The following is a 26492-nucleotide window of genomic DNA, read 5'->3' as shown; positions in this document are numbered from 1 at the left end:
GCACGACTTAACCGAAAAGCGCGTATTCATTAGTTATTTATTATTCTGATAAACGCTGGGTCATATGAATAAACTCCCAAGGTGAAGCTTCAGAACCACGCTCACAAACCACCTCAATCAAAGCAGGTGCATTAGCTTCAATGCATTTTGCTAAAACAGGCTTCAATTCAGCAGGCGTCGTTACCCTATAGCCTTTTACATGAAAACTTTCTGCTAGTTTTAAAAAGTCAGGGGTTTGTAATTCAGAGCCCGAAAAACGGCCTCCATAACTCTGCTCTTGGTCACGACGAACATTACCGTAAGCGTTGTTATTAAAGACCAGTGTCACTAACCCGATGTTATGCTCTGCCGCCGTAATCAATTCTTGTACGCCGAACATGAAACCACCGTCTCCGCAGACTGAAACAACCGCTTTATCAGGGTTTGCGACTTTGACACCTAAGCCGGTTGGGAAGCCATAACCGAGGGTTCCTTGAAAACCGCCTTCTATGTAAGTTCGCGGTGCTAAGACCGGCAAACCACCAATCCAAGTAGCAAAACCCATTTGAGATAATTCAGGCACATAAAAACCATCGCGGGGTAAGACATCTCTAATCACTTCAAGATATGAGAGCTGTGGTTGTACTTTCTGAATCGCATTCCACGCAACGAATTTAGCTGTAGCTATATCATCTAAACGATTTTTATTCGGTGAAACCTGATCCGCTAACTTATCAACCAGTAAACGACAAGCTTCTGCTGAATCTGCCACAATACCCACATCAGGAATAAAGGACTCCATCTGCGCAGGGTCAATATCAATACGAATTAACTTAGGCCCCTTTTCCGGCGCTTGCTGGTATTCCATATAATTACCCCAGCGCATATAGGGCATCTCTACACGCGAACCAATACCGATCAATACATCCACACCGTCCCACAACTCACGTGCAGCTACCGGAGGGACGCCTAAAGGATGATCTTCCGCGACAACACCACGTCCACTACGGAAAGCAGTGACAGGCGCATTGAATAGTTCAGCCAGAGCAAGCACCTCTTCAGATGCGTGTTGCGCTCCCGCTCCACACATAATCATCGGATTTTTAGCCGTACGTAAGAGTTCTACCGCCGCATTGATCTCATCTAAATTTATTTCAGGGAGATCAGGCTTTTGTGCCACGGTTTCAAAGCTAACATCATGCTCTGCCGCCATCGTATCCCAGCACATTTCAATACTAACAGGACCAGGGCGACCACTACGGGCCATTTGGAACGCTTTATTCACCTGCGTAGACGTTTGCTGAGCATCATTAATGCTAACGGCATCTTTAATAATTGTGCGTAATGTTCCCGCCTGATCACTCAGCTCATGCAGATGACCACGCCCCTTCCCTACAAAGGAGGAAGGTACTTGACCTGTAAGACCGATAAGAGAGCTACAATTACCCATCGCCGTACACAAAGCGGCGGTCGTATTCAAAATACCGGGGCCGGGAACGACTGAAAACACACCTGTTTTCCCGGTTGATTTTGCATACCCCATCGCCATATAACCCGCGCTTTGCTCATGACGCGGCACAATCAAATCGATAGATGACTTATAGATCCCATCAAACAATGGATAAATTTGCGCGCCCGGAATACCAAACACAGTATCAGTTCCATTTGCAATTGCCGCTTCAATAATGGCTTCGCCACCCGTCATACGTGATGTCATATTCTTCTACTCACCTTCAAATTTAGCCATTGGTTTTATTATCATTCATGGCTGATCTGACTGAGATATTAGAAAAGCAAAAGATATAGCGGAACTATAAAGAATATATACAGGGTATAATTAAATAGTTATAGTCTACTCATAACCTCCGTTACTAGGCAAAGACTGTGAACACCAAGCAACTCAATTACTTTCTGCAGGTTGTTGAAACTAAAAGTATTGCGGCAGCCGCTCGACAATTAGACATCGCACAACCAGCACTTAGCCTACAAATGGCGAAACTCGAACATGAGCTGAAAACAACTCTATTTATACGTGACTATCGCGGCGTACAGCTGACCGAAGCGGGCGCTATTTTTGAAGCACATGTGCGCACAGTGCTAAACCAATTGGATAGAGCACTCAATGATATTGCTGAAGCTGAAGGCAACCCTAAGGGCAAAATTGTCGTCGCAATGAACCAAGCCAGCATCAATATATTAGCCATGCCTTTATCTAATATCATCGAACAAAAATTTCCAGATATTGAACTAGATCTTCGTACTGGATTGTCTTATGAAGTGCTCGACTTACTGAACAGCGGTGAAGCCGATATGGCTGTGGTTTATGAGGATGGCCTAGATAACCCAAATATCCGCCGTGAGCTTTTAATTAAAGAGAACCTTTTCTTCGCCACCAGCCCAAACGCCCAACAGAAACAGACAGACGAAATTAAATTCACGTCTCTACCTGAGTATGAGGTCGTCACCACATCGGAGAAGGAGTCACTCGGGCATATCCTAAGTGAATATGAAAAACTAACAGGCATTAAGTTAAGAAAGCGCCGCCCATATGGTCAGCTGTTAACAGGGCTCAGGTTTGTCTGCGAAGGGCACTGCAATATGATTTTACCCTCCTCTGCGCTGTATCATCTAGAGGAGACTCAGCAAATTAAGAGCTTAAAAATTATCGAGCCTGAGATATTCCGAAATGTATACATAGCCACCGACATGAGCCGGCCTATCCGAAACATAACATTAAAGATCATCGAGCTAGTTAAGCAGTGTACCGCTCAAGAACACCAAAAAAATAACTGGAGAGGCTGTTTGCCAACATCAGAATAAAACAGAGAAAAGCAGCCTCCTTATTGCGAACTTTCTCTAAACCAGCGCTTTACAAAGTTCACACCCTACGTAAACAAAAGGTCGTTAAACAAACACTTTCTAACCAGTAGAAAGCCGTTAGCTGGCCATATTTTTACAAGAGTAAACCAAGTAAGAGAATTTACCTTAACCTCCCTCGGAAGAACCATTGCTATGACCTTTGACTTTACTCATAATGAAATAGTTACAGTCATTCATATACTATTAAGCTGATAACATTTTGACCCTAGCGCTACTCAAATTTTGACCATAGGAAATTGCATTGCTAAATCGTTTTTCTACTTTGCTGCTTATTTTTTTATTTACATCTCCCCTTTACGCGGCGGTCACTGCCAAAGTAGATCAATCAACGCTTTATCAAGGTGAAAAACTAACCCTTACATTAGAAACAGATCAGCTCGATGTCACACGTCCAGATCTTAGAATGTTGCAACATGAGTATCTTATTTTAGGTACCAAAAAAGTCACGGTATCAAGTCACAGTACCAATAAGGTTGTGACCAAGACTCGTTGGGTGCTACTGCTTAGGCCAATAGGTGATGGTGAAAAAATCATTCCTTCGATACAAATCGGCACTGAAAGCAGTCCTGAACTAGCCATATCTATACTTCCCGCAGACCAGAATACAGCAGCTGGTGAAGGCTCTCTTCGTTCGATTTTTCTAAAAGTAAACGTTGATAAAGATGAAGCTTACATCAACGGGCAAATCATCCTCCGTGCACAAGTTTTCCACCTTTCACCACTGCCTAATGATTTTAATCTGACGCAACCGGAATCTGATGACGCTTTAATAAAGCCCCTTGAAGAGCAAAAAGAATATTCAACAATTATTCGCGGACAAAACTTTACAGTAACCGAAAACAGTTACACGATCTTCCCTCTCAAGGAAGGTACTATAGAAATATCATCACTTTTCTTTAGTGGTTCGCTGAATAACGGATCTTTAGTTGAGTTAAACAGCGCCCCTCTACTCATATCAGTTTTACCCAAAGCAATAACGACTGCCAATAAGCTGTGGCTGCCTGCGAGTAGTATTCACATTGAAGATAACCTATCAGAATATACGGAATCAGAGTCAGGGAAATCAATCACGCGCTTCATCACAATGGAAGCGGAAGGGGTACCGGCTTCAAATTTACCCTCCTTATCTCCACTGAATCATAAAGATGCAGATATCAAACTCTTAAACGTAGTACTCGAAGAACAGATGACGGAGCAAGGCATCATCAGTCAACGGGTCGAAGAGCTATTGATTACGCCACATAATGACCAAGGCACCACTATTCCTGCAATTGAGATCCCTTGGTGGAATACACAGACAGAAAAATTAGAAATCTCGAAGATCTCCGAACGAACTATCAAAACCTCAATGCTGACATACACTGAAACGCAATCCTCCAAACAAGCGTCTCTCGTCCCGCAACACAATAGTGTCACGAGCCAATCCAATTCATCTAATCTGCTAATTTGGCTACTCACCGCGATTAGTCTACTGACTACCTTAGGTTGTATATATTCTTTTAACCAACTTCGCCGGCTGCAACAAAATGCCGTAGAGAGTGAAACTGAACTACAGCACGAACAGGATTTAAGGGATCAGGTTGCCTCAGATATTGCTGAAAAAAACACTTTTCAGGCACTATCTATGGCATGCAATCAAAACAATCCCGAAATAGCTCAACTTCGTCTAATAGAATGGGGGCAAATATTTTGGAACGATGCAGAGCTACACTCTTTTGAACATATCTGTGAGTACGCTAATAATCACACTCTCAATTTCTTAATTTTAGATCTTGAGCAGCATCTATACAGTAATGACAATGAAGTATGGCAAGGGGACCTTCTCCTTGAAGCGATTGACAAAATACGTAATCGTAGACAACGCACGCAGTTTGATAGCAACACTGAATATGAAGAGTATGCTCTCCATACAAACTAGTTTATTCATATAGGATTTATGACTCATGGAATACGCAAAGCATTCAGCGCTTATGCGACTCATCGGATTAGGTGGCGTAGATTCCAAAGAAAATAGTCGTGCCAAGCTTTGGGGGAAAAGACTTGAAGCCCCTATGGTACTGGCTGCTATCTGGATATTAATCGACTGGTATATCCAATCAAAAGGGCTCGATAACCAATACACAGCTTTCACATCCGATTGGCTCATCTGGCTTATTTTCCTTGGTGAGTTAATCACTATGCTGTTTTTGGTAGATAACAAAACCCGCTACTTAAAACAAAACTGGATGAGCCCCCTCATCGTACTTGGTGGGCTACCTATTCTATGGGGCGTAGATACATTCTACACAGGTCTACTTCGTACAATGCGTCTGGCATTAACCATCGGAATATTTATTAGGGTATCGAAAGACACGCGCGATTTACTCTCCCGCCATAACTTAGGTACCACTCTGTTTGTATGTTTTATTATTTTAATTATTTCTGGGTTATTAATCTCTGGCATAGACCCCGCCTTTGAAACACCCATGGACGGCTTATGGTGGGCTTGGGTCACCGTCACAACAGTCGGCTACGGAGACCTAGTCCCGCAAACGACAGAAGGGCGAATCTTTGGTGCACTCCTCATCCTAATGGGCTTAGCTATGTTTTCCATGCTGACAGCAAGTTTTTCTGTTTTCTTTATTGAGCAGGATGAACGTGAGATCAGTGAGAAAGAGGATCGTAATATCAAAAAAATTGAAGGCTTAGAGGTAAAGCTCGAACGCATTGAGCTTAGACTTGATCAAACGCTTGAAGCACTCTCACGTTTAGAAAAGGACAGAGATAAATAGCCTGATAGAACACCTCTTTTATCATGGGTCATTTTTATGAACTATGAGAAAAGAGGTGTTACTTGACTTAAAAACCGTAGTTCACAATCAAACGTATTTCATCGATATTATCATAAGCATCCCCTTCCACATGAGATGCTCTCAAACCTGAGACTCATACCCTCCAACGTACCGCCAGCTATAGTGTAAGCCATCTCAACGTTAGTTTCTGACTCATCTACTTTCAGAATACCTTGGGCATAGTCGCCCCATGTATGACGCGCCATCACTCCTAACCCTGGTACAGCTGCAACCTGATAATCCGCCCGTATAAGCCAGGAATCCTCATCTAAACGATTAAAATCTAAAATCTGAACTGAGTTACTTGTTTGAAGCCCATTATCATCTTCTCCACCCCATAGATAATCATAACCACTATCACCGGAGACAGTTTGATAGCCAATCGTTAGCTTTAAATCTTCAAAAACGTAGGATGCCACCAAGTTTGTAAGATCAGAATCAAACGCTGCATTTGCCCCATCCCCTTCTCCATGATAATGGTGTAACGCAACCTTTGAACTGTCGCCAATAGGCATGCCTACATTGAAATATAACTGCTGTTTATAATCATCGGCATCACCATAAGCGGCAACAAAAGACACTCCGTTATCTAAAACATAATCCCCGCCAATAATAGCTACACCATAATCATCACCATTACTGTCTTCATACTTCTTAAAGTGACTCCCTGTTTTACTCACTGCACGGTCTGAATACATTAAGTAGGCTTGACCATTTTTATAGAGAGACGTTAACTTAATCGCTTGTGTTGAAGAGGGTGTTGCGCGGCTATCTGAATCATTGAATAGCGGTGTACCTGTGATCCACCTCCCAACACGCAATGTCGTAATATCGGTCAAACTAAAATCAGCATATATCTGACCAAGCTTAGCGTACCCTTCTGCGTTCTCCGTAGTTAATAACCCCGTTAAATGAGAGTCCCCATCATCATAAATACGCGCATTAAAATATGCCGATGCCCCAACACTTATTGAATCAGTAATCGGTGCATAATAATTTAAATGCAACGCTTGAGTTAAAGCCTCCCTATGTTCTGTGTTATCTCCATCGAAATCACGATACAAATAGAAAGTACGCAAATGAACATCAACCTCTGCTGAGGCCGAAGGAATATGAACCAATGCAGCTGTGCCGGCCAACAATGCTATTGTCAGAGGTTTAATCATATTATGAGTCATTATTTTTCCATCCTATTACTCAGAGTAATAAATAACGTTTACAACGACTAAATAACCTCCCTAGAACTACTCCCCCCACATTCTAATCCGGCCTCCTGCTCAGAAAGATAATTCAATAGATACCGCACCCAAACAATTACCCTACTCATTCGTAACTTCATATATCGGAAGTGATGAGTAAGAGTGCGACTTGTTAAGTATCAATATAGGCTACTTACAGAGAAAGAGCTGATCAGAAAGGTAAGAGTAGATAACAGCCTTGATCACTAGGCCTTGAGGAGTGACAAAAAACAGAGATATTAGTAATCTAAGACGTCCTTAGAAAACCATCCAATCTCAGTCCTCTATATCGTATATAAATTAAGGAGTTACATAATGGCAGATATACACCCTTTAAAAGGCAGCTGCCTTTGTCAGGCCATTAAATATGAGGTAAAAGAGATTAAGCCGCACATGGCCCATTGCCACTGCTCCATGTGCCGAAAATTTCATGGGGCTGCTTTTTCAACCTTTGGGGTTGTAGAAAAGAAAAACTTCCGCTGGATCACTGGCACAAACCTTCTAAAAACCTATGAAGACGCTAATGGAACTAAGCGTCAATTTTGTTCTGAATGTGGTTCTAGCCTAATTTTTATCCCTTCCGAGGATACAGGGGACACAGTTGAGTTCGCCTTAGGCACGTTAGACACCCCCATTCAGGAGAAGCCTGATGCACATATTTACTGTAGTTCTAAGGCTAATTGGTACGATATCAGTGATCAATTACCGCAATATAAAGAGGGTAGAGAGGAATAGTTATGAGTACTTATCTGATCAGGATCTTTACTTAACATGCATTACTTAAACGAGGCTGTTTAAATAGCTCCTCTCTCGGTGTGGGTCGGCCATAAAGCCACCCTTGCGCAATCCTACAGCCATAACGTTTAAGAAGCTCCGCGTGCTCCTCTGTTTCAACACCTTCAGCAATTACATCTAAACCTAAGCCTTCAGACATCGCAATAATTGCAGTCACTAACGACCGATCGCTTTTATTATCAATAATGCCTTTAACAAAACTTTGGTCTATTTTAATACAATCAAAAGGCAGATTTTTTATATAACCTAAAGAAGAAAAGCCTGTCCCAAAGTCATCAATCGAGAGTCTCACCCCCAGCGCTTTTAGTTGGTTAAGGACGTCAGCTGCTTTTTGAGGGTTATGAACCATAAAACTTTCGGTAATCTCTAATTCAATGGACGATGGAGGTATCTTATATTTATTCACAACACCTTTAACATCAGTCACTAAATCGGAACGGGCAAGCTGTAATGCCGAAATATTAACGGCGATATAACCTGGCGCCATATCATTATCTAACCATTCACGTATCTGACTTGCTGCTTCATCTAAAGCCCATTGACCTAAAGCGATAATCAAACCGGTCTCTTCCGCTAAAGGAATGAAATCTACAGGAGAGATAACACCTCGCTCAGAATGGGTCCAACGAGCAAGTGCTTCATATCCTAAGACCTTTCCCGTAGCCATCTCAACCTGTGGCTGATAATGTAACTCTAAATCATCATTATCCATCGCTTCACGTAGAAGATTTTCCAACTCATGGCGCTCTTTGGCCATATAGGACATCTCAGTGGAATAAGTTCTATAAACGCCACGGCCATCAGCCTTTGCCCTATATAAAGCGGCATCTGATGCGACTTTCAATTCATCTAAACTCTGGCCATCTTGAGGATAAAAAGAGACACCTATACTCAACCCAACATGAGCAGTGCATCCATGTAAATTATAAGGTTCTGAGATCATCGAGATTAAACGATTCGCCAAGGCAAAAACTTCATCCTCAGTTTCAAAGTCATCTACAAAAATTGCAAACTCATCTCCTCCTAGGCGGGCGCAATAATCCATATCCCTTACTTGGGAATTCAAACGGCTAGCACACTCTATGATTAGCTTATCGCCGTAATCATGGCCCATACTGTCATTTATGTTTTTAAAACGGTCCATATCTAGGTAAAGCAACGCAGATTTTCTATTACGCCGTTTCTCACGCGAAAGAAGATGAGAAACAATACTTTCAAAGAAAAATTTGTTTGGTATGCCCGTTAACCGATCATGATTAGCAAGCTCAATTAGCTGCTCTTGAGTTCTTTTTTCTTGGCTGACGTCATTCAAAACGCCGATATAATAAAGCTCACCAAAATCATCAATTAAGGTCGTAATTGAGAGAAGTTCTGTATATACACTTCCATTTTTCTTTCTATTTTCTACCTCTCCTTTCCAATAGCCTTTTTTTTGTAATGAATGCCACATGTCATCATATATGAATGGATCAGTTTTACCTGATGAAAGCACTTTTGGTGCATTGCCTATCACTTCAGAGCTTGAATAACCGGTTATCTCCTCAAAACCTTTATTCACTGACACAATCTTATTATCTGAATCAGTTATCATTATCCCTTCAGCCGTATTCTCATAAACTGCAGCTGAAAGTTTTATAGAGCGTTCGTCTTCCATTTGTTTAGATATATCGTAAAAAGACATTACCGCACCGGTGATTTTTCCATCATTTAGAATAGGTGCAATTTTTCGATGTACTGGGATAAAGGTGTCATCAGTTCTAATGAACCAGTCATCACCGGAAATGGGCTCTCCTGTTCGCAGAACCATTTTAATGTCGCAATCATCTTCGCAGCATACTTCCCCCACTGGGTGGGCATACTGCCATGTACTAACTGCGGTTTTTCCCAACATATCTTTAGACGAGAAACCCAGCATTTGAGAGGCCGCTTTATTACTATATACCTGCTGAGCATCCATATTAAATTCAATAATCCCATCACTGATGGTTGATAATATAGTGTCATTACGAGTGGCAAGTTTATTTGCCTGATCCTTCTCTTTAGTCAGCTGATTAGCAACTGCTTTTGACTCAGATATATCAATATGAGCGCCCATTACTCGTATAGCTCGACCAGAAGAATCATAAAAAATAGAGGCTTGAGCTTTAACCCAAATATAGTGCCCTCGTTTATGTAATAAACGGTGCTCTAACAAAAAATGCTCTGCCCCTTTTGTAAAGCATCGTGTTAACTGATTATTAAAACGCTCTGTGTCGTCCGCATGTAAACGTGAAGCCCACTCTTGATAGTGAGTCTCTATCTGTTCTTTTTTATAGCCTAACTGCTCTGCCCACACACTCGAATAAATAACAACATCCGTTAGCAAGTTCCAATCAAAAAGACCGACATTCCCCTTTTTGGTTGCTGCTGCAAGGAATGTTTCGTTTTCAAATATTTTCTTATTGCGATGTTTTTTTCTCATTCCCTGCCAAACGGCATTGGCCAATGCCATAGCCGTAGCAACCTGATCTGGAGAAGGCGCATCACGCAGCTTTATTGTGATGATTGTTGTAACATCATCATTATGTAAAATAGGCAAAAGAAGTAGATAGTTACTCCGCTTTTCCCCCTTATCAGGCAACTGTAATAGCTCCCGTTGTGACTTAATCACTTTCGATATTAGCAGTTCATTATCAAGTTCAAGTCCCTTACATTTTTCATCCAAAATGAGGGTCGAGTTATGACTGTAATTAATCCATATTTGATTTGAACCATAGATAGAACTGACTTCATCTAAGCATTTCTTTAAAAAAGTTAGATCATCAACCTGATCACTAATAGAGATAATTGAATCGAGTGCGCTCAAGGCATTTTGATAATTAACATTCAGCTCTTTGCTTTGATCATTAACCTTAAGCGAATATAAAAATAGCCCACCTGCCACAATTAAGAGGGTTGTTAAAATAAGATATACGATGTTGTAATCCACAATACCCCTCCCATTTATATAGCCTGTAGCATTGATCTCAAGTCAGTTACCAATACACTTAACTCTTTGGATGAATGCTGTATTTTTTGTGAAATGTCATTGTTTTCAGAAGCAACAGAACCAATAGGCTCAATATTAGAATTAACCTCTTCAGCCACCGCGCTCTGCTGTTCTGAAGCTGCAGCAACTTGGGTACTGCGGTCTGTAATATTTAACATGGCACCATTAAACAACGGTGTCACATAGGCTTGAACCCAATAATAATCACCATTTTTACAGCGGTTTTTAACTAACCACATCCAAGGCTGATCATTTTTAGCATGTTTCCAGAGATCGCCAAATGCAGCGGCTGGCATATCAGGATGTCTAACTACGCTATGGTTCATACCGACGAGTTCATCAATGCTATAGCCCGCTACTTCGCAAAACTCTGGGTTTGCATAAGTAATCACCCCATCCAAGTTCATCGTAGATATCAATCGAACATCTGCTGGGTAGTTCTGTTCAATATTTGTAGTATGCATATGAATACCTCACCACTTAATACCAACCACTCAGTCTGACTTTTTATTAAAAAAACCACCACTGATCAGTATTAGCCAGTTAAGACTACAAAGACTTATACTGTGCACTTACAACATAATCGCCCCAAAATGTTTCAAAAAAATGAAAATAACCATAACTAATATAGGAGCATGCTAATTGATGCATAGTTTGGGCCAAACCATTTATTCTTTAATAAATATTAAAAAATAGACGTTAAGAGGTGACATATAAGAGGAAAGGCAAAGGAGACACACAAAAATGGGGTTAAGTGCATACAAACACTCTCTGACATATAAATAGAGGAGACGTAACGCAGTAGGGATAAGTAGTTGGTTCTAAAAAGTCATTAGAACCGTTCAAAAAATCATTGTTCAACAACGTTCAACAACGGCTCTTAGTGCAGATTCAAGCTCAGTAAACTTAAACTCATACCCAAGATCCAAAAGCTTTTTAGGATATACATTCTGCCCCTCTAACAGCAATTCAGCTCCTTCACCTAATAAGAGTTCCATAACAAAACTAGGCATCGGAATGAATGCAGGACGTTTAAGAATAGCTCCAAGGGTTGTAGAAAACTGTTTATTAGTCACTGCATTCGGAGAGGTCAAATTAAAACTACCGTGTAAATGTTCATGGGTTAAAAGCATCTCAATAATATCGATCTCATCGTCGATATGAATCCAGGACATCCACTGCCCCCCTCTTCCTATAGGACCGCCTAAGCCCAATTTAAAAGGAGGTATCATCTTAGCTAACGCGCCACCTTCGCCTAACACGATCCCTGTTCGTATAGTACAAACCCGCAAATTAAACTCTTTTGCTTTAAACGCTGCTTTTTCCCATTCGGCACACAAATCATAGGTAAAACCCGGTTGAGAAGAGCTTTCTTCATCCAAAACACCTTCTGCCTGACTGCCATAAAAGCCGATTGCTGAACCACTAATCAGTGTTTTAGGTTTGTTCGTTTGATGCTCAATCCAAGCAACTAAATCATGGGTAAATTCAATTCTACTGTCCCTAAGCTGCTGCTTACGCTTATCATTCCAGCGTTTATCTAATATTGGTTCCCCTGCTAAATTAATAACGGCATCAACCACAATCTCATCTGGTTTAGGTAGCTCGCTTAACGCAGATACTTCAGAAGGAAAAAGCATCTGTACCTTTTCAGGATCGCGGCTTAAACAATAGATCTCATCCCCTGCTGATAACCGTTTTTCTATCAAACGCTGACCAATAAAACCTGTACCACCCGTTATTAAAACTTTCATAAAGCTTCCTTATTATATCCATGTGCTAACGCATTAATATTGGTACGATATCTATCCATATTTAGATTAGCTAATTTTTTAAAGAGTGTATTCATGTTTACAGGCATCGTTCAGGGTAAAGCCATTATTCGCGCCATTAATAAAAAAACAGATTTTATGCATCTTCAAGTGGAATTGCCGATTGAGCACTGTGACAACCTGCAGATTGGTGCAAGTATTGCCCTTAATGGAACCTGTCTGACGGTAACGTCCTTTGAAAACAATTTGATAACTTTCGACCTGATCATGGAAACCTTAAGAGTCACTAACTTAGGCGAACTCAACATCGGTGATTGTGTTAATTTTGAACGCGCTGCAAAGTTTGGGGATGAGATCGGTGGACACTTGCTTTCAGGGCATATCCATCAACAAGTAGAAATAGAGCGTATAGAAAGACCTGATAATAATTGGATAGTCTGGTTTAAAGTAAAGCCTGAATGGAAAAAATACATCTTCGCAAAAGGTTTTATAGGTTTAAACGGATGCAGCCTTACAGTAGGGGAACTTAAGGATGACCTTTTTAACGTCTTCCTTATCCCTGAAACCTTAGCAATAACTACCTTTGGTGAGCTAAAAAAAGGTAGCTTGATCAATATGGAGATCGATGCCCATACACAAGCCGTTGTAGAAACAGTTGAACACTATATGAGCAACCGTTAAGTATTTAAAAACTATATAAAATTGTCATTAGTTTTTCTCAATTTAAAGTTTAAAAAAAACTATATAGTTCTCTAAAGCGGCCGATAGATATATTGATATCCTATAAAAGGGACAAGGATGACGGATAGTTCAATCGAAAAAGAGAATCAAGAACTGAAGCGAACATTACGTCTTGTAGTGAGTAAAGCTGAAAGAAATGAGTCTGTACTGAATAGTTTTTTCCAGGTAGAACTACGCCTGCTTTCCTGTGCACGCCTGTCAGAACTGCTTGATCTTATATTGATTGAATTCAAGGAACTTTTTCGACTTAGTAATGTAAACCTAATTCTGTTTGATCCTGAACATGCAGCCAGAAGCCTGCTTGACGACTATATTCCACCACGTCCGGGCAACACGCTGCGTTTTGTTCAAAGCCAAAGACTGCTTAAATCAATATACCCGAACCAGAAAATGATCATTGGGGCGCCCAGCGCTTCACTTAAATCAGAAGCATTCCCTGTTACAGAGCACCCGATAGAATCTTGTGCTCTTTTGCCTCTTATCAGACAAAACTGCTTAATCGGAAGCCTTCATTTAGGTAGTAATGATGCAACACGCTACACAGAGCATGTTAGGTATGACTACATTCAACACTTAGCTTCTGTGGTATCCGTCTGTATAGAAAACTGCATCAATCAAGAGAACCTTCATCGCCTTAGCAGTATCGATATGCTGACTAAAGTTCATAATCGCCGCTCTTTTGATCAAGAGATCGTGCGAGAACTATCCCGTGCCAGCCGTAGTGAACACCCCCTTGCCTGCTTATTTATCGACTTAGACCATTTTAAAACGGTCAATGATACCTATGGGCACCAAACAGGGGATCGTGTGCTGCGAACGGTAGGCTTATTTCTTAATAAGCAACTACGAAAAACAGATATTATTGCACGTTATGGTGGAGAGGAGTTCGCCATATTACTACCAAACTGCGACCAAAACCGAGCCCTTGAGATAGCAGATACCTTAAGGTTAAAACTATCACGCCTTATTTTTAGAGACGAAGATTCAACCCCCTTTAGAATGACCACCTCAATAGGGGTATCCCTCTGTGAGCCGGGTAAATATTCAACACTGAAGCTAGATAATATAGCCTATCAGCTGATTCAATCAGCAGATAAAGCCGTGTACGAAGCCAAACGAAGTGGCCGTAACCAGATCTCTTTTACCCCTTTCCCCACTACAGATAAAAAGCAGGAATCAGAACACGGCTAAGTTGTCGTAGCTAAGTACTCAACGTGCCCGCTGGCTCCTTACTTATTATTCATATCTATAATTAATTCACGATACAACTCTGTATACTTCTCCGCCTGCTTAGTGCCAAATAATGGATCATCTTGACGCGGGAGTAACGTATTTACGATCGCCCAATCGTTATCCGTTGCTTGGCTCTCAATCAAAGGGAAAAGCATACCCTCTTCAGTATTTAAGTGGCTTAACTGTTGAGAAATAAACTCATCAAGCAAATCAGAGATCTCTCCCATAGGCCTAACCGTATCATGTAGAACACCATCGATAGCTTCTTTTAACTCCTCTGTTGCGATCTTAAGAGCTACATGCTCCTCTGAACAACACTTTAACTGGCTATCTAGCTCATCTGACCTACCCATGAAATACTTATTCAGCTCATCCTCTCTCGGATGATGAAAACCATCAGCGTAGTTCGTTATGTAATCCATAACATCTGCGATTAAAGCAAAATTGGGTTCTGAGCCTTCTCTAAGGGCCTGCGCTTTTAACCTTAAAATCACTAAAAGCTTACTAAGGTTTACATGATCTTGATGTAGTTCGCTAAGAATGGTCATACTTTTACCTATATATACAATATCTAGGGGAACGCTATAAGCTTCACAACTGCGACATTGTTATTTGCGCCCTAAGCACTACACATTAAATTATAGAAAACTGGAAAATAGCTGTTGATAAGGATCAATTATCATTCGATTAAGCTCATAGCGGTGCAAAATAAGCGGAAAAGAACAGACTGAGCTTTAAAATTGATTAAGTGAAAAGGAAGATCTAAACGATTAACTTTCTTAAATCATGAAGGGTATTAACTCTAACATCCGTATCTTCCGGCCAGTGTCTCTCACTACTATCAACATGCACAGTAATCACTGATGCTGACCGGCCTGCCAACAGATCAAAGTGATAATCTCCAACCATCACTGCGCGGGAAGGGTGCCCTTTCCATTGGTTCAATAAAAAATGAATCCCTTCAGGTGAAGGCTTAGGCAAAGCCTCATCTCGCCCTAGAATATCTTGAGTATCAAAATAATCCCGTACCCCAATAGCGTCGAGTGAAAGACGCGCAAGAGGCTTTGTATTGCGAGTTAAAATCCCTAGTCTGCATCCCTTCTCACCAAGCATATCTACTAACTCTATAGCACCCGGAGCAGGCTGAGCTAAAGACGCATAATAGCTCTCTAAGGCATCTAACTGCTGAAGCGCCTTATGTTTACGTGGGCCGTCATAAGAATTGATAGTTTCTAAAATATCTTGATCCTGGGGAATATCGAGCTCATTACGTATATGTACAAAATCATGGACGGGAAGTGTTAACGTACCATCAAGATCAAATACCCAGTAATGCTTATCCATGAAACTAATCAAAATAGGAAGCTACTCTCAAATTGGAAACGACTCAAAACAGGGAACGACTGCGATGTTATTGCATAAATAAAAATGCCGAAAAGCTTACACTTTTCGGCATTCAGTCTTTCTCAAAGAACGATATTATTCCGCTGTGGAAAAGCACGCTTCGTTAAACGGGTCGATTGGATTCTCAAGCAACTCGTCTTGAGAAAAATACAAGATACGACCTTCAAACTTCAACTGCTTAGTTATAAACCAACGGTCAAGTTCTTCGATACTTTCATCACTGGAATTTACATCAAGTCCGCTAATGATGAGATTATAGAAATAAACACCAAACAGACCTGCTGCAGCCCCTAAGAAAAATACTGAGGATAAAGCAAATAACAGTAAAATAATTCCCGCTATCCAAATACGATTAGCTTTAGCCGTTTTATAAGCGTCATTAGCCAGTTCATTGCTATCTTTCAAACGCATGTAGCGTCGAAAGTTTTGTTGAATATCAAACTTATCTTCCGCAGACAGTAATTGTGACATGTTGCATCCTTGGTCAAACTTATAATTTATTATTTTTACTTAAATCTAAACCGCTCGAGAGATTTAGCTTACACCTCAAAGCGAGTATAGCGGAGGGAAAACGATCCGTCCCCCCGGCTTAAGGCGAATATACAAATTATTTACACTAAGCTTTTGCTTACAACCTCAAATACATCCTTTGAGAGCTCACCACTATCACGAATACGCTCTAGCTCGGCCAACATCAGTGCTTGCCTTTGTGTTGAAAACTTCTTCCAACGCGTAAGCGGAGTCAACATACGGGCAGCGATTTGAGGATTTTGTTTATTTAGTTCAATAATTCTATCCGCTAAGAAGCGATAGCCACTTCCATCTAACGAATGAAAATTCACACTGTTCTGAGCACAGAATACAGAGATTAATGAACGTAACTTATTTGGATTTTTACGATCGAAAGCGGCATGTTCCATCAAAGCGTTAACGCGGGCCAAAGCACCTTCCGTCGGATTTGCCGCCTGAATAGATAACCATAAATTTACTACTAAGCTTTCTGACTTCCAGCGATCGTAGAAATCAGTCAATAACTTATCAGCATCATTGTCAAACGCAGAATGCGCTACTAGCACTAATGCCGTTTGCATATCAGTCATATTGTCAGCTTTCTCATACTGACGCTTGGCCAACTCAAGATACTCGCCAGTCTCTAAGCTCATCAGATAAGACAAACATAGGTTTTTAAGGCTACGACGTGCAACAGAATCTGCATCCGGCTGATAAACGTCATCCGTATCATTTTCTTTATAAACACTTAGCAAGGTGCTCTGCAGCTTTTCAGCCAGGGTACGTTTAACAAAATTACGCACCTCAAAGATAGCATCGACATCAACACAATCTGACAGTTCAGATAGATAAGCTTCAGAAGGCAGTGTAAGCACTTTACTGACCATCGCTTTATCAAGCCCTTCTGCCTCAAGAACACTCTTGAACGCAGTAACTAAGCGATTATCAAGCTGCATTTCTGCTTGTGTAACATAATCAGCAATAAGCGCCTGCATAATATCCACTGCAAGCTTTTGAGCCGCATCCCAACGTGAGAAGCCATCGCTATCATTCGCCATTAAGAACATAAGTTCATCGCGCTGATAAGGATAAAACAGTTTAACCGGCGCAGAGAACTCACGAAGCAATGAAGGTACAGGCTTTTGTTTTAGTCCTTTAAACGTAAAAACTTGCTCAGGCTCAGTGATGTTTAGAATTTCTGTTTTATGACCTCCCGCAAGCGGCAGTTCCTCTCCATCCCCATTGAGTAAACCCATTGCTAGAGGAATATGGAAGGCAGGCTTTGTATCTTGGCCAGGTGTAGCAGGACAGCGCTGTTTGACCTTCAGTTCATAGTCACCCGTTGCAGGGTCAAAATGGTCACTTACATGTAACTCAGGTGTTCCCGCTTGGCTATACCACAATCTAAACTGTGTTAAGTCACGACCTGAAGCGTCTTCCATCGCTTTAATGAACTCTTCAGTCGTAACCGCTTGCCCATCATGGCGATCAAAATAGAGATCAGACCCTTTACGGAATAGCTCACTGCCCAGAAGCGTTCTAACCATACGAACAACTTCAGCGCCTTTTTCATAGATCGTCAGGGTATAAAAGTTGGAAATCTCAATAAAGGAATCAGGTCTGATTGGATGAGCCATAGGCCCAGAGTCTTCCGCAAACTGTGCTGTGCGCAGCAAACTGACATCCTCTACACGCTTAACAGTACGGGAGTTCATATCAGCAGAGAACTCGGCATCGCGGAAAACCGTAAAACCCTCTTTCAGGCTCAACTGGAACCAATCACGGCAGGTTACGCGGTTACCTGACCAATTATGAAAATATTCATGCGCAACAACGGCTTCAACTCGCTGAAAACCGCTATCCGTCGTTGTCGCTGGGTTAGCTAGGACACAAGAGGTATTGAAGATATTCAACCCCTTATTCTCCATCGCTCCCATATTAAAGAAATCGACTGCCACAATCATGTAGATATCTAAATCATACTCACGACCATAGGTTTCTTCGTCCCAGGTCATCGCATTTTTAAGCGATGTCATCGCATAATCAAGCTTATCCAGATCTTTCTTTTCAGCAAAAATTCTTAACGTAACCTTACGTCCAGACATCGTCGTAAAGTCATCTTCTATATGCTGTAAATCACCTGCCACCAAAGCAAACAAGTAAGCAGGTTTAGGGAATGGATCTTCCCATGTTACCCAATGACGCTCACCTTCCGACTCGCCACGCGCAACAGGGTTACCATTGGAAAGTAGTTCAGGGTAACGTTTTTTATCTGCTTCCACCGTCGTGCTGAACACGGACATAACATCCGGCCTATCCGGGAAGAAAGTTATGCGTCTAAACCCTTCGGCCTCACACTGAGTACAAAACATGCCATCAGACTTATATAAGCCTTCCAGTGCTGTGTTTGTTTCAGGATGTATCCGCGTTGATGTTGTAAGGCGGAATTGATCAGGTAAAGATAGAACCGTTAACAACTCACCTTCGCGCTTGAACTTCTCTTTATCAAGTTCAATCCCATCAATCGCTATGCACAATAACTCTAAGTCGGCATGACCAAAGAGCTCTAGTGCAGGTGATTGCTGAGTACACTCAGGGTTACGGCTTATTTTAATATCGGCATGGACTAAGGTTTCTTCCTCAAACAACTCAAAACGTAGATCTGTTGTTTCAAAAAGATAAGTAGGGACTGTGTAGTCCTTTAAAAAAATTGCTTTAGGTTCCTGAGACATTCTGACACCTTAGCTTATCAAGCAGATATCGCGACCTGATAAGCTGTAAATTTACGCATATTAATAACACCAGTATCCAGAATAAGGTACTGGCCTTTGATTCCCTGTAATACCCCTGTTACTTCAGGTGTTTTATCGAAGTTAAATGAAGACACCTTCAAAGGGTAATTTAAAACAGGGTAATTGATCTCTATCTGTTCCGCATCTGGCAAGCGCTGGATCGCTTGAATACCAAATTCGTCTTCTAGCGCTTTTAAGCCATCTTTGCACTTTTCCAGTAACATATCACGTGTCTCGGAAAGTGTTAGATCGTCTACTTCATTCTTGAGCATCTTTCGCCAGTTAGTCTTATCTGCGACATGCTCGCCAAGCAAACGTTCAACTTTTCCTGACTGCAATCGTGTAGAGACCTTAAAGATGGGCAATGCTTGCACAGCACCCTGATCCATCCAACGGGTGGGAACCTGAGTACCACGAGTGATACCTACTTTTACCCCCGAGGAGTTAGCTAGATATACGTAATGATCCTTAAAACAAAACTGCTCGCCCCAACTCTCATCACGGCAACTGCCTTCATGGAAATGGCACAGCTCAGGTTTCACAATGCATTGATCACACTGCGGTAGCTTTTTAAAGCAAGGATAACAAAAGCCTTGGTTAAAACTTTTCTTAGTTTTGCGGCCACAGTGAGTACAGTTAATCGCACCTTGAAACAATAAACTGATCGGCTTCCCGATCAGCTCATTCATTGAAACTTCTTCATCACCGACAGGCAGGAAATATTTAACAGTATCGGATAGCTCCGTTCGCATTTTTTGTAATGCGCCACATGCAATCTGCTGCATCAGTTTTTATCGTCTGTGAGTATTTTAATGGTATCTGGTGCCAACGGATCTTTACCGTGTTGGGAACCATCTTTTTTAGTGCGATCAATATAGCCTACACGCTCATCTTCAGGCTTATGCTCTTGATCATAAGCAATAACCGCACGCATACAAATATCGCTTTGCTCTGCCGTCAATTTACGTCCATCAGGCCATTTTCCAAGCTCGATAGCACGCTTTAAGGATTGGTGCATCTCAGGCGTCATCGCCTGAATAAGTTGCTCATAGTTCATCGTTATATCTCTTACGCTACACGAAGCGGATCTCGATATATCCCGCTCTCCAGAATAGCGACAGTTTATCACATACTTTTTTCTTTCAGCATAAACTCAAACACTTCCGTTTGAATCTTTAATCTGTTTTTCTCATTAGGGATATGAAGATCATCAACCTCTACAACCTGCTTAAGGTTTCGAAGATTATCATTTGCGTATCTCGCCATTTTATCAGGTGCGAAATAAAGATCCTCAGATGCCACAAGTAACTGGACCGGCGCACTAAATTCACTAAGATCTGACTTTTCAAAAGGGCCCGGAGGGATCAAAGTCATGGGAAGACCCGCTTGAAAAACTGAATAGTAATAGGCCTCTAACTCAGGCCAGTTTCCTCCCATTAAGGGGTTCATCAACTGATCAAAGTGAGATTGATCCGTATGCAGTTTGAAACCTATAAACGGCATAAACAGCTTTTTCAAAGGCCGCCAAATAGGACGAAAGAAACCCGCCGGCACAACAAGAGATGCTGCTGTAATTCGGTCAGGTGAGAGGACAGCTAAATCTAGTAAGACCCCTCCTCCAAATGAAAGCCCCACCGCAGGGCAAGATTCTATTTTTAAACTATCTAAGACAGCTTCAAGCCATAGAGCATAAGCATGATTGGTAGGCATCAATGCCACACCTGATGTTTTACCTGCTTGCCCCGGAATATCAGGACAATAAACACGAAACTTTTCTGCTAATTTTGAAAAATACTCTAAGCAAAAAGGAGCCGTAGTATGCAGACCATGAATAAGTATAAGTGGGGGCGCATCCTTTTCGCCTGCTGTGGTCACCCAAACAGGTCCCATCGAGGTCTCTACATATTCACCTTCAAGGCCTGTAACAACAGAATCCAGCTTTCTATATTGCGTTTCATAGCGCTCTTTCAAATCCAGCGAAAACCTTGCTGCGTCCATGTTACCCCTCAGGCTTTCGCCAGTAATTTACCTATTGGCACAAATGCCAAACCTGCTAAAAGCCCAACCAAATGAGCAGTATTGGCTATTGCACCAAAACCTATACTCGCTAAAACCCCGGAATAACCCAAAGCCAACCAAAACACCATAAAGCCAATTAAGGCAGAAGGTAAGCCAAACTTGGGCGCGTAAAGTCGATCCCAAAGCCAAACATAGGCCAATAAGGCAAAGACAACACCTGATAACCCGCCGAATAAAGGACCACTTATCCAATACTGAGCTAAGTTGGCCGATATTCCGGAGAAGATCACCAGAGCAATCAATGTCGTCCTGTTTTGAAGACATTCAACTCGCGTTCCTACGACCCAAATCCAGAGAACATTGAAGACAATATGAGGAGCACTAAAATGCAAAAAAATTGGCGTAATAAATCGCCAATACTCCATTGAACTTACAGTATCCATTATAGTTGCTGGATAAACGCCCTCCGAGGAGAGACGGAAGTCTGTAATAGTAAACAGTTTCATCCAAGCGAGATTATCACCAAAGCCTATTAATAAACTGAGTAAACCACTTAGAATAATAAGAGCAGTGGAAAACCAAGCCCTTTTGGCTAATGTCAAAATACCGGGGGAATTAGGAACAGGTTGAGAAGAATAATCCTCATCCATAGATGATGTGTCGTTAGAGGATTGAGATGAAAAGCCCACTCGCGAAAGGTCTTCGCCTTTACGCCACATTTCATACAAACTGTATATATCTTCTGGGCTCACAACAGGCTCAACCCATAATTCCTGCTGCAACCCAGTCTCTATAACTCTATGGGGCACTTTGTGCTCCCAGAGAAACTTTGTGAATTCAGTAAGATCTTCCCTTAAGGGAACCGAGAATACTTTTATCATCACAAACCAAGCTCATCAGCAATCTCTTTTCGCACATCAACAAATACAAATTTATCAGGCTGTATTGTAGTTTCAGCATCTAAGCGGTACGCAACAAGCTTCCCATATTTAACCGCACTGTAATCTAAACACGCTATATTTGAGGTTATCGGTGCAGGAACCCCTTCACGCCAATAATGACCAATAAAAAGCATCTTCTCATCAGGGCCATAATAGATTAGATCATTAAAATCCTGCTCAGTCAGAGGAAGCCTAGCAACATGCTCAGGAAGAGGGTCTGGCTGAAAAACAACATCTCCATAAAATTCAGGCTCTTCAGCCCAAAACTTTGTTCTAAAGAAGCGACGCTCAAAGCCATCCTTACTCACCATGACCTCACCATCAGGTAAGCGGAGGTGTGTCCCTCTTAATAAACGATCCATCAATGCCCATTCGAATGTTCCACGCTTAGAAGAGCGGTGAAGAAAACGGTTATCGATAATATGGTTTGGGTATTCGGCCTCAAAACGATCCACTAATTTTTGATGCCAACACGCATGTACAACTCTAAAATGCTCAAACTCTAGATAAACCGGCATCTCTCTGATCCACTGAAGAAACATCGCTTCCTCATCAGGATAATTTGCAAACTGTTCTAGAGTTTCAGCGACTATACGATGGTGACGGGGGTTATGTTCACGCAGGTAGCTTAGACCACTACCCTCTTGCCCACGCGTTACATAGCTCAAATAATTAAATTCATGATTACCCATGACGATTTGAGCATGTCCTGCTTGAACCATGTCATATACAAGATGCAAAGACTCCCTGATCCTGGGGCCTCGATCAATAATATCGCCCAGAAAAATGACCTGCCGACCAGGATTAGAATAAACCCCATTACGCTTGGAATAACCAAGCTTTCCTAGCAGTAGCTCTAAACTAAGACCACATCCGTGCACATCACCAATGATGTCGTACCCTTTAGTTTCACTCGCCACTTTACTCTCCGAGTTTCCGGCCCCAACCAAGCTTCTCTCGGCAGGTGCTATAAAAATCATAATTAAGAGGATGAAGTAGCTTTAATTTATGCGGTTTTTTATGGACCGTTATCGTATCACCAGGCGCACAACTTATATCTTTCTGGCTGTCACAAGAAACTGTCGGGTAAGCACCATTATCAGGACTTATAACTAACTTAAGTTCACTGTTGCCATTTACAACAATAGGCCTGCTTGTCAGTGTATGAGGAAACATCGGTACTAGAACGAGCGCATCCAGCTTCGGATGCATAATCGGACCACCACCAGAAAGTGAATATGCGGTTGAGCCTGTTGGGGTTGAAATAATCAGACCATCAGACTTCTGTGTATATACAAACTGGCCTTCAATATACAATTCAAACTCGATCATACGCGCGGCTTTACCCGGGTGAAGAACACAATCATTGAGAGCTGTCGCTTCTCCAATGGGTACACCATCACGCTTAACGATAACATCCAGTAGAAAACGACTATCGACGGTATACTTTCCCTCTAAAACCTCGCCTACTTTCTCTTCAATCTCATTCGGAGAGATATCAGTCAAAAATCCTAGGTTTCCGCGGTTAACCCCCAAAACAGGTACATGGTATTGGGCTAATGACCGAGCTGCGCCCAGCAAACTACCATCACCGCCCACAACAATAACTAAGTCACAGATCTCACCCATCATTTTTTGGGTACTGGTCTGCTGACCATGACCTGGAATAACCTCAGCAATACGCTCATCCAAAATACAGTTGAGACCTCGCTCACCCAGAAAACGAGTCAAATGTTTTAGCGTATCAATAACTGACTTACTACCTAAACGTCCAATAAGGCCGATGTTACGAAAGTAATCCATTTCTGCTCCGGATGAACTCATAATGAGTAAACAATAAAAAACACTCTTTATCTAACTGATTTTTCACAATCTTTTCAATCAGTTTTTATAACTATACATGACCAACTCAAGAAGTAGAGAGAGATCTCAACCCCTGAAGCCCACCTGTATGAATAGCGAGAATCTTACTACCCTTACTAAACGCTCCATTTTCAATGAGTTGAAATAAGCGCATCATCATTTTCCCTGTGTATATCTGATCAAGTGAAACATTGTGATCACAATGAAACTGTTCGATAAAATCAATCAGCTCTTTAGAGGTTTTTCCATAGCCACCACAGTGACCTGAATAATCCAGAGACCAATTCCCCGGATCACTACAGCGCGCACCACTCATGAGCTCCTGTATATCAGAGACCAAAAACTCCGCGCCTTTTAGTACAGGTACACCCAATACAGATACTTCAGGCTGTGAAACTGCCACCCCAGCTAAAGTACCTCCCGTACCACAAGGCAGAACAATATGATTGAAACCATACTGGTCAAGCATTGACTTGGTCACAATCTCAGAAGCACCTTTCACCGCAAGGTGGTTACTACCGCCTTCAGGAATTATCAAAGGATCATCAAACTGTCGCTTTAATGCCTCTACAAACTCAATTTCATTTCGTTTTCTGTATTCAGAACGAGATACAAACAGCAACTCCATCCCCCAGCGGGCAGCATCAGTTAGCGTTGGGTTACTTGCGTACTCAGGCTCACCACGTATCACTCCAACAGTCTTTATACCTAATTTTTTGCCTGCCCATGCCAACGCATGAATGTGATTGGAAAAAGCACCGCCAAAACTAAGAACAGACTTACGCTTTAGTAAGAGCGCATCATTCAAATTATATTTTAACTTAAACCACTTATTTCCACTGACATACTCATCAGTCAAATCCAACCTAAGCAAATACAAAGCAACATCTGCCTTTATCGACGGCTGTAGTTTTATAGGAATAATTGGCGAGACTTTACCTTGTTCAAACATGGCGGTCCTGAGATTTAACAAATATGAAATATAAACATAACAATAGCGTCACTTTATACGCATAAAGTGAATAAAAAAGGAGAGAAAAATGGAAGACTATCTAGAAGACTTAATAAACCTGAGCTATGAAGAGTACGATGATGATAATGAGCATTCAGATGACGCAGAAGAGCAATAGCGTCATCTAAATGCTCCAAGCATTAGCAAACGTCTACTGTATTAACTTGGTTTTCCGGGGTACCGGGAACAACATCACCGATATACTGCTTAATCAATACCGTCCGGTTACCACCTGAGCTTTTCGACTCGTACATAGCCAAATCGGCGCGCTGAACAACCTGATCAGGCTTTTCAGCCCCATCAGTTTCAGTTACACCTAAACTCATAGAGAGCTTGACGATGGAATCATCACTTTTATCCATGCTGTAAGAACACTCAGCATTAAAAGCAATGCGAATCCTTTCAGCCGTTTTTGCCGCAGATGAAATATTTGTCTCTGGCAACAAAACCATAAATTCGTCACCGCCATACCTGACAGCGATATCAGCCAATCTCAAAGCGTCCTTTAATAGGTCACCAATGATACGAAGAACTCTATCGCCTTCCAAATGACCTAAAGAATCATTAACCTTCTTAAAATTATCCAGATCAAAACAGATCAAACTCAATGGATGCTTATAACGCTTCGCACGATCCAGCTCACGCGCCATCACATTGTAAAAATGACGCTGATTAAACAACCCCGTTAACTCATCAGTGACTGACAGCTTATGCAGTTGTTTTTCCATTGCTTGACGCTCAGTCAAATCATGGAAAAAACCGATACTACTACCCTCTTCGTTATCAACAATCACCGCAGACAAACGAATGGGAACTTCCGAACCATCTTTACAAGACAGTGAGGCTTCATACCCCTCAATCAAACCCTTTGAGCCATAAGATCCAGAATACATTAACTTCTTAATCTTACGAGCTGCATCACGACTAGGATATATTTCAGAAATATTCATGCGACCAATAACATCGCCTGAAGAATAACCTAACAGTTTCTCAGCTGCGGCGTTGAAAATCTGAACAACACCAGAACCATCAACACCTATAACAGGGTCTGGACATAGAGATACAATCACTGTTTCATCCACATTATTCACTAATGTTCATCCATATCTTTATAAAAGCCCAATAGAGCTATAATTGAGGCAACGAATTTAAGCGGTTAAATTTCGATCTACATTACCACAACATACATGTTTAATACATAAAATACAAAGAGATAAGAAGACAACAGAAGAGGGATAAAACAGAAGAATAGTGGTGGGCGTGGAGAGGCTCGAACTCCCGACATTCGCCTTGTAAGGGCGACGCTCTCCCAACTGAGCTACACGCCCACTAAGTAGATGGCTTGTTTACGATAACTTCAGCACTTCGAAGTTAAAGTGGCGGAATGGACGGGACTCGAACCCGCGACCCCCTGCGTGACAGGCAGGTATTCTAACCAACTGAACTACCACTCC

23 protein-coding genes and 2 tRNA genes are annotated in these 26492 nt (G+C 41.7%); 6 read left to right on the top strand and 19 right to left on the bottom strand.

Annotated features, from left to right (window positions below; all coding sequences use genetic code 11):
- Positions 1 to 40: 40 nt before the first annotated feature.
- The gene (locus tag B4K11_RS14870; protein WP_292953346.1) at positions 41 to 1696 is read right to left on the bottom strand and encodes a thiamine pyrophosphate-dependent enzyme; all 1656 of its coding nucleotides are present in this window, start codon (positions 1694 to 1696) and stop codon (positions 41 to 43) included.
- A 167-nt stretch (positions 1697 to 1863) separates the two neighbouring features.
- On the opposite strand from B4K11_RS14870, the gene B4K11_RS14865 reads away from it, so the two are divergent.
- From B4K11_RS14865 to B4K11_RS14855, 3 genes are all read left to right on the top strand, one after another.
- Positions 1864 to 2799, top strand: a complete 936-nt coding sequence (locus B4K11_RS14865; RefSeq protein ID WP_292953349.1) for a LysR family transcriptional regulator — start codon at positions 1864 to 1866, stop codon at positions 2797 to 2799.
- Between the two features lie 301 nt (positions 2800 to 3100).
- The gene (locus B4K11_RS14860; protein ID WP_292953352.1) at positions 3101 to 4777 is read left to right on the top strand and encodes a BatD family protein; all 1677 of its coding nucleotides are present in this window, start codon (positions 3101 to 3103) and stop codon (positions 4775 to 4777) included.
- Between the two features lie 25 nt (positions 4778 to 4802).
- Entirely contained in the window at positions 4803 to 5630 is an 828-nt protein-coding gene (locus tag B4K11_RS14855) for a potassium channel family protein (protein WP_292953355.1), read from the top strand.
- Between the two features lie 110 nt (positions 5631 to 5740).
- Here the strand turns inward: B4K11_RS14855 and B4K11_RS14850 are convergent, their stop codons facing one another.
- Positions 5741 to 6868 carry an OprD family outer membrane porin gene (locus B4K11_RS14850; protein WP_292953358.1) on the bottom strand — a complete coding sequence of 376 codons (1128 nt, stop codon included), beginning with the start codon at positions 6866 to 6868 and terminating at the stop codon, positions 5741 to 5743.
- 375 nt (positions 6869 to 7243) lie between these two features.
- On the opposite strand from B4K11_RS14850, the gene B4K11_RS14845 reads away from it, so the two are divergent.
- A complete protein-coding gene (locus B4K11_RS14845; protein WP_292953361.1) occupies positions 7244 to 7663 on the top strand; it encodes a GFA family protein in 420 nt (139 codons plus the stop codon).
- Between the two features lie 31 nt (positions 7664 to 7694).
- Here the strand turns inward: B4K11_RS14845 and B4K11_RS14840 are convergent, their stop codons facing one another.
- The 3 genes from B4K11_RS14840 to B4K11_RS14830 form a co-directional block, all read right to left on the bottom strand.
- Entirely contained in the window at positions 7695 to 10691 is a 2997-nt protein-coding gene (locus B4K11_RS14840; protein WP_292953364.1) for a sensor domain-containing protein, read from the bottom strand.
- 14 nt (positions 10692 to 10705) lie between these two features.
- Positions 10706 to 11215: a PAS domain-containing protein gene (locus B4K11_RS14835; protein WP_292953367.1), complete on the bottom strand. Its 510-nt coding sequence runs from the start codon at positions 11213 to 11215 to the stop codon at positions 10706 to 10708.
- A gap of 393 nt (positions 11216 to 11608) precedes the next feature.
- Positions 11609 to 12505, bottom strand: a complete 897-nt coding sequence (locus tag B4K11_RS14830; protein ID WP_292953370.1) for a TIGR01777 family oxidoreductase — start codon at positions 12503 to 12505, stop codon at positions 11609 to 11611.
- A 93-nt stretch (positions 12506 to 12598) separates the two neighbouring features.
- On the opposite strand from B4K11_RS14830, the gene B4K11_RS14825 reads away from it, so the two are divergent.
- On the top strand, positions 12599 to 13204 hold the full coding sequence (locus B4K11_RS14825; RefSeq protein WP_292953373.1) for a riboflavin synthase subunit alpha: 606 nt from the start codon (positions 12599 to 12601) through the stop codon (positions 13202 to 13204).
- Between the two features lie 117 nt (positions 13205 to 13321).
- Entirely contained in the window at positions 13322 to 14455 is a 1134-nt protein-coding gene (locus B4K11_RS14820; RefSeq protein WP_292953376.1) for a sensor domain-containing diguanylate cyclase, read from the top strand.
- 38 nt (positions 14456 to 14493) lie between these two features.
- Here the strand turns inward: B4K11_RS14820 and B4K11_RS14815 are convergent, their stop codons facing one another.
- From B4K11_RS14815 to B4K11_RS14750, 14 genes are all read right to left on the bottom strand, one after another.
- Positions 14494 to 15045 (bottom strand): hemerythrin domain-containing protein, encoded by a 552-nt coding sequence (locus B4K11_RS14815; RefSeq protein ID WP_292953379.1) that lies wholly within the window; start codon positions 15043 to 15045, stop codon positions 14494 to 14496.
- Positions 15046 to 15259: 214 nt separating this feature from the next.
- Positions 15260 to 15841: an HAD family hydrolase gene (locus tag B4K11_RS14810; protein WP_292953382.1), complete on the bottom strand. Its 582-nt coding sequence runs from the start codon at positions 15839 to 15841 to the stop codon at positions 15260 to 15262.
- Positions 15842 to 15976: 135 nt separating this feature from the next.
- On the bottom strand, positions 15977 to 16372 hold the full coding sequence (locus B4K11_RS14805) for a hypothetical protein (protein WP_292953385.1): 396 nt from the start codon (positions 16370 to 16372) through the stop codon (positions 15977 to 15979).
- A 140-nt stretch (positions 16373 to 16512) separates the two neighbouring features.
- A complete protein-coding gene (pepN, locus tag B4K11_RS14800) occupies positions 16513 to 19143 on the bottom strand; it encodes an aminopeptidase N (RefSeq protein ID WP_292953388.1) in 2631 nt (876 codons plus the stop codon).
- Positions 19144 to 19160: 17 nt separating this feature from the next.
- Complete coding sequence (locus B4K11_RS14795; RefSeq protein WP_292953391.1) at positions 19161 to 19988, bottom strand: DUF2797 domain-containing protein; 828 nt, start codon at positions 19986 to 19988, stop codon at positions 19161 to 19163.
- Positions 19988 to 20260: a YeaC family protein gene (locus B4K11_RS14790; RefSeq protein ID WP_292953394.1), complete on the bottom strand. Its 273-nt coding sequence runs from the start codon at positions 20258 to 20260 to the stop codon at positions 19988 to 19990. Before B4K11_RS14790 ends, B4K11_RS14795 begins: the two co-directional genes overlap by 1 nt.
- 68 nt (positions 20261 to 20328) lie before the next feature.
- Positions 20329 to 21201 carry an alpha/beta fold hydrolase gene (locus B4K11_RS14785; protein ID WP_292953397.1) on the bottom strand — a complete coding sequence of 291 codons (873 nt, stop codon included), beginning with the start codon at positions 21199 to 21201 and terminating at the stop codon, positions 20329 to 20331.
- An 8-nt stretch (positions 21202 to 21209) separates the two neighbouring features.
- A complete protein-coding gene (locus B4K11_RS14780) occupies positions 21210 to 22103 on the bottom strand; it encodes a rhomboid family intramembrane serine protease (RefSeq protein ID WP_292953640.1) in 894 nt (297 codons plus the stop codon).
- A complete protein-coding gene (locus B4K11_RS14775; protein ID WP_292953400.1) occupies positions 22103 to 23083 on the bottom strand; it encodes a metallophosphoesterase in 981 nt (326 codons plus the stop codon). Before B4K11_RS14775 ends, B4K11_RS14780 begins: the two co-directional genes overlap by 1 nt.
- 1 nt (position 23084) lies before the next feature.
- Positions 23085 to 23966, bottom strand: coding sequence for an NAD(+) kinase (locus tag B4K11_RS14770; protein WP_292953403.1), 882 nt, complete (start codon positions 23964 to 23966; stop codon positions 23085 to 23087).
- 106 nt (positions 23967 to 24072) lie between these two features.
- Positions 24073 to 24978 (bottom strand): 1-aminocyclopropane-1-carboxylate deaminase/D-cysteine desulfhydrase, encoded by a 906-nt coding sequence (locus B4K11_RS14765; protein WP_292953406.1) that lies wholly within the window; start codon positions 24976 to 24978, stop codon positions 24073 to 24075.
- Positions 24979 to 25178: 200 nt separating this feature from the next.
- Positions 25179 to 26129 carry a sensor domain-containing diguanylate cyclase gene (locus B4K11_RS14760; protein WP_292953409.1) on the bottom strand — a complete coding sequence of 317 codons (951 nt, stop codon included), beginning with the start codon at positions 26127 to 26129 and terminating at the stop codon, positions 25179 to 25181.
- 161 nt (positions 26130 to 26290) lie between these two features.
- A tRNA-Val gene (locus tag B4K11_RS14755) sits at positions 26291 to 26366 on the bottom strand.
- A 49-nt stretch (positions 26367 to 26415) separates the two neighbouring features.
- Positions 26416 to 26492: transfer RNA gene (locus tag B4K11_RS14750), tRNA-Asp, on the bottom strand.

The organism is Neptuniibacter sp. UBA6509, from assembly GCA_002435145.1.
In the GTDB taxonomy this organism is placed as follows: domain Bacteria; phylum Pseudomonadota; class Gammaproteobacteria; order Pseudomonadales; family Balneatricaceae; genus Neptuniibacter.
Note: the sequence above shows the minus strand (reverse complement) of the source record. Positions and strands in the feature narration are given on the sequence as shown.

Coding starts and splice junctions, on each gene's coding strand:
- B4K11_RS14870 (WP_292953346.1), bottom strand. CDS start 1,696: ATGACATCACGTATGACGGGTGGCGAAGCCATTATTGAAGCGGCAATT.
- B4K11_RS14855 (WP_292953355.1), top strand. CDS start 4,803: ATGGAATACGCAAAGCATTCAGCGCTTATGCGACTCATCGGATTAGGT.
- B4K11_RS14850 (WP_292953358.1), bottom strand. CDS start 6,868: ATGACTCATAATATGATTAAACCTCTGACAATAGCATTGTTGGCCGGC.
- B4K11_RS14845 (WP_292953361.1), top strand. CDS start 7,244: ATGGCAGATATACACCCTTTAAAAGGCAGCTGCCTTTGTCAGGCCATT.
- B4K11_RS14835 (WP_292953367.1), bottom strand. CDS start 11,215: ATGCATACTACAAATATTGAACAGAACTACCCAGCAGATGTTCGATTG.
- B4K11_RS14830 (WP_292953370.1), bottom strand. CDS start 12,505: ATGAAAGTTTTAATAACGGGTGGTACAGGTTTTATTGGTCAGCGTTTG.
- B4K11_RS14825 (WP_292953373.1), top strand. CDS start 12,599: ATGTTTACAGGCATCGTTCAGGGTAAAGCCATTATTCGCGCCATTAAT.
- B4K11_RS14820 (WP_292953376.1), top strand. CDS start 13,322: ATGACGGATAGTTCAATCGAAAAAGAGAATCAAGAACTGAAGCGAACA.
- B4K11_RS14815 (WP_292953379.1), bottom strand. CDS start 15,045: ATGACCATTCTTAGCGAACTACATCAAGATCATGTAAACCTTAGTAAG.
- B4K11_RS14810 (WP_292953382.1), bottom strand. CDS start 15,841: ATGGATAAGCATTACTGGGTATTTGATCTTGATGGTACGTTAACACTT.
- B4K11_RS14805 (WP_292953385.1), bottom strand. CDS start 16,372: ATGTCACAATTACTGTCTGCGGAAGATAAGTTTGATATTCAACAAAAC.
- pepN (WP_292953388.1), bottom strand. CDS start 19,143: ATGTCTCAGGAACCTAAAGCAATTTTTTTAAAGGACTACACAGTCCCT.
- B4K11_RS14795 (WP_292953391.1), bottom strand. CDS start 19,988: ATGCAGCAGATTGCATGTGGCGCATTACAAAAAATGCGAACGGAGCTA.
- B4K11_RS14790 (WP_292953394.1), bottom strand. CDS start 20,260: ATGAACTATGAGCAACTTATTCAGGCGATGACGCCTGAGATGCACCAA.
- B4K11_RS14785 (WP_292953397.1), bottom strand. CDS start 21,201: ATGGACGCAGCAAGGTTTTCGCTGGATTTGAAAGAGCGCTATGAAACG.
- B4K11_RS14780 (WP_292953640.1), bottom strand. CDS start 22,103: ATGATAAAAGTATTCTCGGTTCCCTTAAGGGAAGATCTTACTGAATTC.
- B4K11_RS14770 (WP_292953403.1), bottom strand. CDS start 23,966: ATGGATTACTTTCGTAACATCGGCCTTATTGGACGTTTAGGTAGTAAG.
- B4K11_RS14765 (WP_292953406.1), bottom strand. CDS start 24,978: ATGTTTGAACAAGGTAAAGTCTCGCCAATTATTCCTATAAAACTACAG.